At 58.6% G+C, this 12,069-nt stretch carries 10 protein-coding genes; 8 read left to right on the top strand and 2 right to left on the bottom strand.

Translation table 11 applies throughout. The features are described from left to right. Positions 1-2: 2 nt before the first annotated feature. From HX881_RS20580 to HX881_RS20545, 8 genes are all read left to right on the top strand, one after another. A complete protein-coding gene (locus HX881_RS20580) occupies positions 3-332 on the top strand; it encodes a tRNA-binding protein (protein WP_017128921.1) in 330 nt (109 codons plus the stop codon). Between the two features lie 74 nt (positions 333-406). Next, positions 407-1,126, top strand: a complete 720-nt coding sequence (locus tag HX881_RS20575; RefSeq protein ID WP_042936738.1) for a haloacid dehalogenase type II — start codon at positions 407-409, stop codon at positions 1,124-1,126. Positions 1,127-1,204: 78 nt separating this feature from the next. Next, complete coding sequence (locus HX881_RS20570) at positions 1,205-2,059, top strand: DMT family transporter (protein WP_177086310.1); 855 nt, start codon at positions 1,205-1,207, stop codon at positions 2,057-2,059. A 209-nt stretch (positions 2,060-2,268) separates the two neighbouring features. After that, complete coding sequence (locus HX881_RS20565) at positions 2,269-3,390, top strand: branched-chain amino acid ABC transporter substrate-binding protein (protein WP_177086308.1); 1,122 nt, start codon at positions 2,269-2,271, stop codon at positions 3,388-3,390. A 73-nt stretch (positions 3,391-3,463) separates the two neighbouring features. After that, entirely contained in the window at positions 3,464-4,378 is a 915-nt protein-coding gene (locus tag HX881_RS20560) for an ABC transporter permease subunit (protein ID WP_017128925.1), read from the top strand. 1 nt (position 4,379) lies between these two features. Continuing rightward, a complete protein-coding gene (gene livM, locus HX881_RS20555; protein WP_177086306.1) occupies positions 4,380-5,660 on the top strand; it encodes a high-affinity branched-chain amino acid ABC transporter permease LivM in 1,281 nt (426 codons plus the stop codon). Further along, entirely contained in the window at positions 5,657-6,529 is an 873-nt protein-coding gene (locus tag HX881_RS20550) for an ATP-binding cassette domain-containing protein (protein ID WP_177086304.1), read from the top strand. Before livM ends, HX881_RS20550 begins: the two co-directional genes overlap by 4 nt. After that, on the top strand, positions 6,526-7,242 hold the full coding sequence (locus HX881_RS20545; RefSeq protein WP_017128928.1) for an ABC transporter ATP-binding protein: 717 nt from the start codon (positions 6,526-6,528) through the stop codon (positions 7,240-7,242). The genes HX881_RS20550 and HX881_RS20545 overlap by 4 nt, the downstream gene beginning before the upstream one ends. Positions 7,243-7,312: 70 nt before the next feature. On the opposite strand, the gene HX881_RS20540 is transcribed toward HX881_RS20545, so the two are convergent. Together HX881_RS20540 and HX881_RS20535 are read right to left on the bottom strand one after the other, a co-directional pair. Further along, positions 7,313-8,878, bottom strand: a complete 1,566-nt coding sequence (locus HX881_RS20540) for a PucR family transcriptional regulator (RefSeq protein WP_177086302.1) — start codon at positions 8,876-8,878, stop codon at positions 7,313-7,315. Between the two features lie 111 nt (positions 8,879-8,989). Next, positions 8,990-11,896 carry an FAD-binding and (Fe-S)-binding domain-containing protein gene (locus HX881_RS20535; RefSeq protein ID WP_177086300.1) on the bottom strand — a complete coding sequence of 969 codons (2,907 nt, stop codon included), beginning with the start codon at positions 11,894-11,896 and terminating at the stop codon, positions 8,990-8,992. Positions 11,897-12,069 lie beyond the last annotated feature (173 nt).

Here is a 12,069-nt window from a genome sequence, read left to right as displayed (position 1 = left end):
TGATGACACCTTATGAAGCGTTCAGCCATGTCGACATTCGTATCGGGCAAATCGTGCGTGTCGAACTCAATGAAAAAGCGAAGAAGCCGGCCTACAAGTTCTGGATCGATTTCGGCGAGCTGGGCACCAAGACCACCAGTGCGCAGTACACCCGTCTCTATCAGCCGCAGGAGCTGATCGGCAAGCAGGTGGTGTGTGCCGTCAATCTGGGCGACCGGAGCATTGCCGGATTCACCTCGCAGGTTTTGATGCTGGGGGCCGAGGCCGGTGAGGGCGAAGTGGTTTACCTGGCACCGGAACGTCAGGTCGAGCCGGGCCGCAGAGTTTTCTGAAGCCGTAACCTGGAGCCGTCATGAGCCGGCGGCCCCACCCTGATATCCATTTTCTTTCCAAGAAGGACACCATGATGAAACTCACTGATTTCAAAGCACTGACATTCGACTGCTACGGTACCCTGATCGACTGGGAATCGGGCATCGTCAATGCCTTGCAGCCTGTGGTCAAGCGCAGTGGCAAGGCGTTGACGCGCGACCAGATTCTCGAAGTCTTCGGGCGCCACGAGTCTCCCCAGCAGTCGCTGACACCGGATGCCTTGTACCCCGATATCCTGCGTTTGGTCTATGACCGTATTGCCAAGGAACTGGGGGTGGAGCCCGATGCCGCCGAGCGTGAAGCGTTCGGTACTTCGGTCAAGGACTGGCCCGCGTTCCCGGATTCGGTCGAGGCGCTGCGCTACCTGAAAAAACACTACAAGCTGGTCATCCTGTCGAACATTGACCGCAATGAATTCAAACTCAGCAACGCCAAGCTGGGCGTCGAATTCGATCACATCATCACGGCGCAGGATGTGGGTTCCTACAAACCCAACCCGAATAACTTCACCTACATGATCGAGGCGTTGGCCAAGGCCGGCATCAAGAAGAACGAGATCCTGCATACCGCAGAGAGCCTCTACCACGATCACGTCCCTGCCAACGCCGCAGGTCTGGCAGGGGCGTGGATCCATCGTCGCCACGGCCAGGAAGGTTTCGGGGCAACCCACGTGCCGGCGACTGAGGCTACCTACGACTTCCGTTTCACCAGCATGGCGCAGATGGTCGAGAGCCATCAGAAACTGGTGGGCTGATCTTCGGCTGCAGGGAGCCTCCGGCTCCCTGTGTCCTGAGAGAGGGCATCAATCGTTTTGTCAGCAGGGGTGTTGCTTATGAGCACGGTCACGTGCGGCGTGCGTACGCAGGGATACTGGTTGGCTGCCGTCGGTGCCATCCTGGTGTGGAGCACATTGGCCCTGAGTGTGACCTTTTGTGCTGATGTCCCGCCGTTGTTCATGACCGGTATTGCGCTGAGTATTGGCGCATTGATGGGGTTGCCCTGGGTGAAGGCATGGTCGATGCCCTGGCCGCTGCTGCTTATCGGCACGGTGTGCATGCTGGGCTATCACGTCATCTATTTCTATGCCTTGCAAATGGCCGATCCCATCGGTGTCAGCCTGATCCACTATCTCTGGCCGGTCATGATCGTCGTTCTGGCTCCGTTGTTCGTTCGAAACGGAACCCTGAGCAAGCGTTGTCTGCTGGCCGGTATCGTCGGTTTTCTGGGGGCGATCATCAGCTGTGATACCTCACAGTTGGTGGGGGCTGATGGCCTGCTGGGTTATGGGCTGGCGCTTCTGTCCGCATTGGTCTGGGCAATTTACTCCCTGCTGGCCAAGAAGTACCCGGGCGTGCAAAGCGCTTCTGTCGGGTTGTTCTGCCTGATATCCGGGGTCGTCTGTCTGGTGGGGTTTCGCATGGGGCATCCATGGCCTTCCTTGGATACCCGCGAAACCCTGGCCCTTGTCTATATGGGCATCGGCCCCATGGGCGGCGCATTCTATCTGTGGGACCTGGCGATGAAGAAAGCCGATCCCCAGCAGGTTGCAGTGCTCAGTTATGCCACCCCCGTGTTGTCCACGGCCTTTCTGGCACTGTACCTGGGGCAGGGCATGCAGTTATCGATATGGTTCGGTGCTCTGCTGGTAGTTGTTTCAATGGTGATGACTCGAAGTTTAAAACTTTGATCATGTACTTCTAAAAATAAAAAGGCGTCATCGGTTAAATAAACGTTTTGTGTTTATGTGGCCTCCCATTAAGTACTGCCCATTCTACTGAAGTAATAGTTCGATAAATGATCGGCGAGTCGCGCGAATAGCGGGATTTGTGTTGATCGTTTGTTCGGCTGTTGTTTTCGCAAAAGCATAATAAGTCCAATAGCAAAGAGAGTAACAGAATGGAAAAGCGCAATATTCACACCCTTGTGGGTGGCGTTTCGATCACCCTCGCAATGGCTCTTTCCACCCCCGTTCTGGCCGACCTCAGAATCGGTGTTGCCGGGCCGCATACAGGGCCCAATGCGGCCTTTGGCGAACAGATGTGGCGGGGCGCCCAACAGGCTGCCGAGGATATCAATGCCAAGGGAGGCATCAATGGCGAGAAAATCGTCCTGGTGAAGGGGGATGACGCCTGCGAGCCTAAACAGGCGGTGGCGGCCGCCAACAAACTGGTCGACTCCGACAAGGTCGTGGGGGTCATCGGGCACTATTGTTCTTCGTCCTCGATGCCGGCCTCGGAAATCTATGACGAAGCCGGTGTGCTGACCATCACGCCGGCTTCCTCGAGTCCCAAGCTGACCGAGCGCGGCTTGGCGACCTTCTTCCGCATGTCCGGTCGGGACGACCAGCAGGGCCAGGTCGCGGCGGACTACATTGCCCACACGCTCAAGGCTACCCAGGTGGCGGTCATTCATGACAAGGACACCTTCGGACAGGGAGTGGCCGACACCACTCGCTTGAAGCTCAAGGAATATGGCGTCGACACGGTCCTCTACGAAGGCCTCACCCGGGGTGAAAAGGACTTCAACGCGCTGGTGACCAAATTGCGTTCGGTCTCGCCGCAAGTGGTGTACTTCGGTGGTTGCCATCCGGAAGCAGGCCCTCTGGTGCGTCAAATGCGCGAGCAGGGGATGACGGCCAAGTTCGTATCAGATGATTGTGTGGTGACCGACCAGTTGGTCACCACGGCTGGCGGAGCGCAGTTTACCGACGGTGTATTGATGACCTTTTATGCCGACCCACGCAGCTTGCCGGGCGGGCAGCAGGTGTTGGTGAAGCTTCGCGAGAAGGGCTTCGAACCGGAAGGCTACACCCTGTTCTCCTATGCCGCCCTGCAGGCAATGGCGGCGGCGTTCAACGGCGTGGGGACCACCCAAGGGCTCAAGGCTGCCGATTGGCTCAAGAGCCATACGGTCGACACCATTCTCGGCCAGAAAAGCTGGGACAAGAAAGGTGACCTCAAAGAGTCGCCTTATGTGATGTACCAGTGGGATGCACAAGGGCGCTACCACCAGCTCTAGAAGAACTGGCCCGGTTGACATTCAGGCCTGCGTGCAATGAGCGCGGGCCTTTTCAAAGGCGCGGAGAACCAACGTGGATGCTTTCTTTATTCAACAGACTGTCAACGGCCTGACACTGGGTGCTGTCTACGGCTTGATCGCCATTGGCTACACCATGGTGTACGGCATTATCGGGATGATCAACTTCGCCCATGGCGAGGTCTACATGATCTCAGCCTATATCACGGCCATTACGCTGGCCTTGCTGAGTTACTTCGGCGTTGAGTCTTTCGGGATACTCATGCTGGGCACTTTCGCCTTCACCATCGTGGTCACCGGAGTGTATGGCTTTGTGATCGAGCGAGTGGCTTACAAGCCCTTGCGTCAGTCAACACGACTCGCTCCCCTGATCAGTGCGATTGGTATCTCACTGATCCTGCAAAACTACGTACAGCTCAGCCAGGGGGCCAGGCAGCAGGGTATTCCGACTCTGCTCCAGGGGTCGCTGCGCTGGACGCTGGACAGCGGCTACGTGCAATTGACCTACACCAAGCTGTTCATCCTGGTGGCGGCGCTGACCGGCATGCTGGTCCTGAACCTGGTCATCAAGCGCACCCGTCTTGGACGCATGTGCCGGGCGACCCAGCAGGATCGCAAGATGGCTTCGATCCTGGGCATCAATACCGACCGGATCATTTCCTGTGTGTTCGTGATCGGGGCTGTCATGGCGGCCTTGGCGGGTGTGCTGATCACGCTGGATTACGGAACGTTCGACTTCTACGCCGGGTTTGTCATCGGTATCAAGGCATTCACTGCCGCCGTCCTCGGAGGGATTGGCTCGCTGCCGGGCGCAATGCTGGGAGGCCTGGTACTTGGCGTGGCCGAGGCCCAGTTTTCGGGCTTGGTGAACACTGATTACAAGGACGTCTTCAGTTTCGCTCTGCTGGTTCTGATTCTGATATTCCGCCCCCAGGGACTGCTCGGGCGGCCGCACGTGACGAAGGTGTGAAATGACTATTTCCAAGAATGCTATCAACTGGCGTACCTGCACAATCGATGCGGTAATGGCTGGCTTCATGGCGCTGATCGTGTTCGGGCCGATTGTCGGTGTGGTGCTGGACGGCTATGGTTTTGAGTTGCATGCGAGCCGGGTGTTGGCGATGGTCTCGGTGGTTGTGATAGGGCGCTTCATGGTGGGCATCGTGCTTCAGGGGCCCCTCGGTCAGCGCTTGTCCGGCGGCACGGGGCGAACGGGTGGCGGGGCGCAGGTCTTGCCGGCCGGGCATCGGTCATGGTCACGCTGGATGCTCCCGGCAGCCATCGTGATGGCGGCGGCGATCCCCTTCATCGCCGACAAATACATCCTGACGGTGGTTATTCTCGGACTGATCTACGTGCTCCTGGGGCTGGGACTCAATATCGTTGTCGGGCTGGCCGGGCTACTGGACCTGGGCTTTGTGGCCTTTTATGCGATTGGCGCTTATGGGTTGGCACTCGGTTACCAATACCTGGGACTTGGCTTCTGGAGTGCGTTGCCGTTGGCTGCCTTGTGCGCGGCGCTGGCAGGCTGCGTATTGGGTTTTCCGGTGCTGCGCATGCACGGGGACTATCTGGCCATCGTGACCCTGGGGTTTGGCGAGATCATTCGCCTGGTGCTCAACAACTGGGTGGCCTTCACGGGCGGGCCAAACGGTGTTCAGGCTCCGGCCCCGACGTTCCTGGGCGTGGAGTTCGGGCGTCAGGCAAAGGACGGTGGAGTGGCGTTCCATGAGTTTTTCGGTGTCGCCTACAACCCCAACATGAAGTTCATCTTTATCTACGCCGTCCTGGTGCTGGTGGTCATGCTGGTGCTCTACCTCAAAAAACGCCTGACCCGCATGCCCATCGGCCGGGCTTGGGAGGCCTTGCGTGAAGACGAAATCGCCTGTCGGGCGATGGGGCTGAACCACGTACTGGTCAAGCTTTCGGCCTTCACCTTGGGCGCGGCAACAGCTGGTATCGCGGGGGTGTTCTTTGCCAGTTACCAGGGCTTTGTCAATCCCACGTCTTTTACCTTCTTCGAGTCGGCGCTGATCCTCGCCATCGTGGTACTGGGGGGGATGGGCTCGACGCTTGGGGTGGTGATTGCTGCCTTCGTGTTCACGGTCATGCCGGAGCTTTTGCGCAACTTTGCCGAATTCCGGGTCCTGCTGTTTGGTGTGCTCATGGTGTTGATGATGATCTGGAAACCCCGAGGCCTTATTCGTGTCAGCCGTGTGGGCGTGGCCGCACGCAAGGGAGTGATGCCATGAGCGACGCCATTTTGCAGGTTGAAAAACTGATGATGCATTTCGGTGGCATCAAGGCTCTGAACAACGTCAATTTCGACGTCAGGCCGCGGTCGATCACTGCCCTGATCGGCCCCAACGGGGCCGGCAAGACAACTGTATTCAATTGCCTGACCGGTTTTTACAAGGCCACCGGTGGGCAGATCACGTTGAACGCCCGTGAGGGGCACACCGATATACGAAAAATACTGGGCGAACCTTTTCATCCGACTGACTTCGTTTCCCCGGGGCGGTTTGCTCGCCGTCTCTACTACAAGATGTTTGGCGGTACCCACCTGGTCAATCGTGCGGGGCTGGCCCGTACCTTCCAGAATATCCGGCTGTTCAAGGACATGTCGGTGGTGGAAAACCTGCTGGTTGCACAGCACCTGTGGGTCAATCGCAACCTGCTGGCCGGCGTGCTCGACACCCAGGGCTTTCGTCGTGCTGAAGAGCAAGCCCTGGACCATGCGTTCTACTGGCTGGAGGTGGTTGACCTGGTTGATTGTGCCAACCGGCTGGCGGGGGAGCTGTCCTATGGGCAACAGCGCCGCCTGGAAATAGCCCGGGCCATGTGCACACGGCCACGAATCGTCTGCCTGGATGAACCGGCGGCGGGTTTGAATCCTGCCGAAACCGTGGCGCTGAGCGGCATTATTCGCCGGCTGCGGGACGAGCATGACATGACCGTGTTGTTGATTGAGCACGACATGGGAATGGTCATGGACATCTGCGACCACATCGTGGTGCTCGATCATGGCGATGTCATTGCCCAAGGCGGGCCCGAGCATATTCGTCATAACGAAACCGTTATCGCCGCGTACCTGGGGCGCGAAGAGGAGGAGCTCGCATGAATGGGCCACTGCTGCAGTTTCACGAAGTCGATGTGTTCTACGGTCCCATCCAGGCACTTCGCCAGGTATCGCTGGAGATCAACAGGGGCGAGACCGTTTCCTTGATCGGGGCCAACGGGGCCGGCAAGTCGACGTTGCTGATGTCCATTTTTGGGCAGCCTCGGGCAACCTCCGGGAAGATCCTCTATCGGGGCGCTGATATTCGCGACAAGTCGGCTCATTACATCGCCTCGAATGGTATTGCCCAGTCGCCTGAAGGACGGCGCGTATTCCCGGACATGACGGTCGAGGAAAACCTGCTGATGGGCACCATTCCCATCGGTATGGACAATGCCGAGGCGGACAAGCAGCGGATGTTCGAGATGTTTCCACGCCTGCGTGAGCGTCGAAACCAGCGAGCGATGACGATGTCCGGCGGAGAGCAGCAGATGCTGGCGATTGCCCGGGCATTGATGAGCCGCCCGGATCTGTTGCTGCTCGATGAACCCTCCCTTGGATTGGCGCCCATCGTGGTCAAGCAGATCTTTCAGATCGTGCGTGACCTGGCCCGCGACGGCATGACGATTTTCCTGGTCGAGCAGAATGCCAACCATGCACTGAGGCTCTCGGACAGGGCCTATGTGCTGGTCAATGGCGAGATCCGCATGACGGGGTCCGGACGTGAGTTGCTGGAGAACGCCCAGGTCAGGGAGGCTTACCTGGGAGGGCATTGATGGCATGACCGGTCCGTAGCGACCGGTTTCGGGAGCGCCGGCAGCCTGTCTGTCGGCGCTGCGGTTTTGGTCAGAGGTCCTGAGCGAGCTTGTACATCTCGGCTGCGACTTGAAGTTGAAAGCGTGACTCGGGTTTATCCAGCGACACCTCCAACAGCGTTTCGATACGCTCCATCCGGTAGCGCAAGGTGCTGATATGTACATTGAGCGCCTTGGCGGAGTTCACCAACTGATAGCCTTCGTTTGCCAGTACACAGACGGTTTCCAGCAGCATGGCGCTGTTCTTGTTGTTGGCCAGCGGGGTGATGTAGCGCTCGATCAGCAGGGCACGAGCATCCTCATCGCCCATCAGTGCCCTGGGGAAGAGCACCTCGTTGAAGCTGTGCAGTTTGCCGGGGCGCAGCAGAGGCAGCAAAGCCGCTACGTCTTGCGCCCCCAATGCCATGCCTGAAACGCCGCTATGAACGCGGCTGACGGCCATGGCACCGCCATCATTACGCAGTGATTTCCAGATACTTTGGGCGGGAACATCCGCCGGTACGATCAAGCTGATCTGATTCAGTGAAACGGACATCAGGGGGGCGATATCCAGGTCCTGCATGATGCGGGTGATGCGTTCGGCTTTCTCTTTGCGTCGTTTGAAGCCTTCAAGGCTCAGTGGAATGGGCTCGTCGATGAGGAGCAGGCAGACCCTGTAGGGACGGCTTTCACTCCAGCCCGAGACCAGCGCCCGCTCGATGGCCCGCGGGGTCTCAGGGAATTTCCCCTCCAGCAAGCCAGCGACCAGGGCATAACCGAGTCGGGTTTCCTGATCGAGGAGTTCACGCTGGTGGGTCAGGTGGAGGGCCGCGATCACCGCTGCATGCTCCAGGGCGCGCGAATGAAGTTCTTCAAACGGTTCGCCCTGGCCTTGCAGCCAGACCACACCCATCAGTTCGCCTTGCAGGAGAACGGGGCAGGCCAGTCGGGTGCTGGTCCCTGGCTTGTCCAGCGTCACCACACTGGGCTGCGAGCTTTCGAGGGGCGTGATGGTGGCTTTGCCTTGTTGCAGCTGATCAATGAAGCGTCGTTCCAATGCGTCGTCGATATGGGGATCGCTGCTGCCCAGAACGGTGCCTGATGACGAGACGATACGTGCGGGAAGTTCCAGGGCTCCGGACAGTGCTACTGCCAAGGCGTTGAGGTTGTTGGCTTCAATGGCTGCCCGGGTCAGCGCCCGGTGAATGAGATCGGAGCGACGAATGATTTCGCTCTGCAGATTGATGATCTTCGCCAGGATTTCTTGCGTAATCTCGCTAAAGGGCACCTCCCAAGGAAGCTCCAGTAGCGGAAAGTTGCACAGGTCGGCTTCTTCCACCGTGGCAGAGGGAAAGTGCTCGCGAAAATGCGGGACTGCCAGCACGACGCCCGCCAGACCAATCTGGTTCAGGCTACGAATCATCTCCCGGCATGCCTGGTCATCCCGTGGCCAGTTGTATCCCGTGGTCAGCAACAGGTCGCCGCTGCTCAGCCAATGGAGGATGTCGGGATGATCAACGATATGGACCCAACTGATTTCCCGATCCAGGGCGTGCGCGCCAGCCACCACGGTGGCTTTTCTTAGGATGGTCTGCTCCAGGGCGGTCGCTAGTTTCATGTCCGGTCCACCGTTTAGACGAAGGGGGATTCAAGGGGCAGGTCCTGCCTGCCTCTGTCGGTAAAAACGAGGCGGCCCCCGAAGAGGCTGCCCTGTGCGGCATCGACCCTTTCAGGGCAGCAATTTTGCCAGCAGTTGCGCCAGATGGAGAGGTTCTCGACCACTGACTTTGCGGATCTGCCCGCGGCAACTGAACCCGTCGGCCACGATGCTGGCGTCTTGTGGAACCTTGTCCAGATGGGGCTTGAACTCCTGCTGGCCGATCGTCTGCGCAATCGGTGCTGTCTTGCCGTGATAACCATAGGCGCCGGCGACGCCACAGCAACCGCTGGGTATTACCTGGCCGTTTCCACCGAGTTTCCCCAGCAGAGCCTGTTCGGCTCCCATCCCACCACACGATTTCTGGTGGCAGTGACCGTGGACATGCACGGAGTCGCTCAATGAAGGCAGGGTCAGCCCTTGCTCCCGAATGAATTCGCTCAGCGTCATGATGGATCGGGTCAATTGCTGGGCCCGCATGTCATCGGGAAACAACGCTGGCATTTCATCGCGAAAGACCGACAGGCAGCTGGGTTCAAGGACGACGACAGGCAGTTTGCGCAGCAGCGCCGGTTCCAGTTGTTCGAGTATCGCCAAGAGGTTGGCTTTGGCTCGGTCGAGCATCCCCACGTCATAGTAGGGACGTCCGCAGCAAGTCTGTTTTCTCATCAGATGAACCTGATAGCCCAGCTTTTCCAGGACCTGGACCCCGGCCTCGAGTACATCCGGTGTGAAGCCGTTGTTGAAGCTGTCGACCCAGAGCAGTACATCCTTCGTACCGGTCAAGGCCTGAGCCGTCAGCAGGCGGCGAGCGGTTGGCCCGTGGCGAAAGCTGCGTGCGGCAATCGCAGGGAACTGAACACCCGGGGCCAATCCCAGGCGCTGGCCGAGCAGACGCAGCAGCCGGTTGCTCATGGCGAAGTTGATCAGGGGGGCCAAACGGTAGGCATGTGGCAGCCATTCGCCAATTCGTCCAATCAGGCTATCCATCAACGGGCGACGGCGTTGCTTGTAATGCCGATAGAGGAACTCGGACTTGTAGCGAGCGATATCCACATTCGTCGGGCAATCGGTCTTGCAGCCTTTGCAGCCCAGGCACAACTCCAGCGAGTCCTTGATCTGTTCGTTGTTCCAACCGTCCTCGATCACCTCGCCCTTGAGCAACTCAAAGAACATCCTGGCGCGGCCACGGGTGGAGTAGCGTTCTTCGCGGGTTGCTCGAAAGCTCGGACACATGGTGCCGCCCTCGAGTGAACGACATTTACCCATGCCGATGCAGCGTTCGGTTTCGCGGGCAAAACCCTGATCGCCCAGGCGTTTGTCATAGGTGAAGAGGCTCGTGACCGGCTTGCGCTGATAGTCCGGTCCCAGGCGCAAATGATGGTCGACGGGCATGGCGTGGATCAACTTGCCCGGGTTCATTTTGTTGCGTGGGTCCCAGGTGTGCTTGAATTCGCTGAATGCCTGCATGATGGCCGGTGAATACATGATGGGCAGGTACTCGCCCTTGGCCTGACCATCGCCATGCTCACCCGATAGCGAGCCGCCAAACTTGACGACCAGGTGGGCGGCCTCATCCAGAAAGGCTCGCCAGTTGTTCACGCCGCCCTGGCTCTTGAGGTCGAAGGTGATCCGTGAGTGGATGCAGCCATCACCGAAGTGCCCGTAGAGGTTTGTCTTGTATCCATAGCTGGTGACCAGTGCCGAGAATTCTCGCAGGTACTGACCAAGGAACTCCGGTTCAACGGCGGCATCCTCCCAGCCCACGACAGGATCCGGTTGGCTGGGGTCCAGACTGAGGGACGTCGCAGAGGCGCCGGTCTCACGAATGGTCCAGATACGGTTCATCAGGTTGGCGTCGGTAATCAGGCGGGCGCTCGGCGAGCCGGGCAATGCATCCGTCACGTCGATTGCCCGACGGGCCGCTCTGATGGCCGCATCAAGGGAGTCGCCCGCGAATTCGATCATCAACCACGCATGGCCGTTGGGAAGCTCGGCAATATCGGCCAGCTTCATACCGCGCTCACGCAACCCTCCGATAATGCCATCGTCCAGACCTTCCATCGCGATAGGCGTCAGGGGTAGCAATTGGGGGACGGAGTCGGCGGCGAGAAAAATATCTTCGAACCCAAGGACCACCAGGACCCGATGTGCAGGGTTGGTCACCAGGCGTGTTTCGGCTCTCAGAACCGTGACGCAGGTACCTTCGACACCGACCAGGGCACGTGCAATGTTGAAGCCGTTTTCTGGGAGTAGCTGATCGAGGTTATAACCCGAGACCCGGCGCTTGAGTTTCGGAAAACCCTCACGAATGATCGCCTCGTTGGCGTCGACCAGGGTCTTGAGCGATTTGACGATCTCGGCACGGCGACCGCCGGCTTCAAGGTGCTCCTGGTAGGTCGCCTCATCGGTGGGACCGACCCAGAAACGTGCGCCGTCATAGGTGAGCACCTCGAGGCGTTCGATATTTTCGACTGTTTTTCCCGCCATCACCGAGTGCGCGCCACAGGAGTTGTTTCCAATCATGCCTCCGAGTGTGCATCGGCTGTGGGTGGCTGGATCGGGGCCGAAGGTCAGGCCGGACTGTGCGGCCATGGACTTCAACTGATCGCAGATGACTCCCGGCTCGACCCGCGCGATGCTGTGCTGGACATCGATGTGTTCAATGCGGGTGAGGTATTTTGACGCATCGATGATGATGGCAGCGTTGACGGACTGGCCACACATGGAGGTGCCAGCCCCCCGGGGCAGTATCGGTAAATCCGCCTCCGCGCACAGGGCGACGGTGGTGACAAGGTCGTCGAGTGTCCGGGGGATGACGACGCCAATCGGCAACTGACGGTAGTTCGACGCTTCGGACGCATAAATCGCCCGTGTTGAAGCATCGAAGCGGATTTCTGCACGGGTCTGTTTCGACAGTTTTTCGCGAAAGGTGAGCAGCGCATTCACGTCAGGTTTGATAAAGAGGTATTGAGTCATGATTGGCCTGTCTCTCGATCATCGAAGCGGTGCCAGTGAGCGAGATGTTGGAGAAGGGGATGCACGGTTTGGCGTTTACAGGCACATGACTGTAAGGATTGCTGGGTGGGCTCACTACCTGTGAAGAGTAGGAGCAAAGACGTATTTATTCCTGTTTAAAAACGAAAAAAACG

The organism is Pseudomonas gingeri, from assembly GCF_013386115.1.
Classification (GTDB): Bacteria; Pseudomonadota; Gammaproteobacteria; order Pseudomonadales; family Pseudomonadaceae; genus Aquipseudomonas; species Aquipseudomonas gingeri.
Note: the sequence above shows the minus strand (reverse complement) of the source record. Positions and strands in the feature narration are given on the sequence as shown.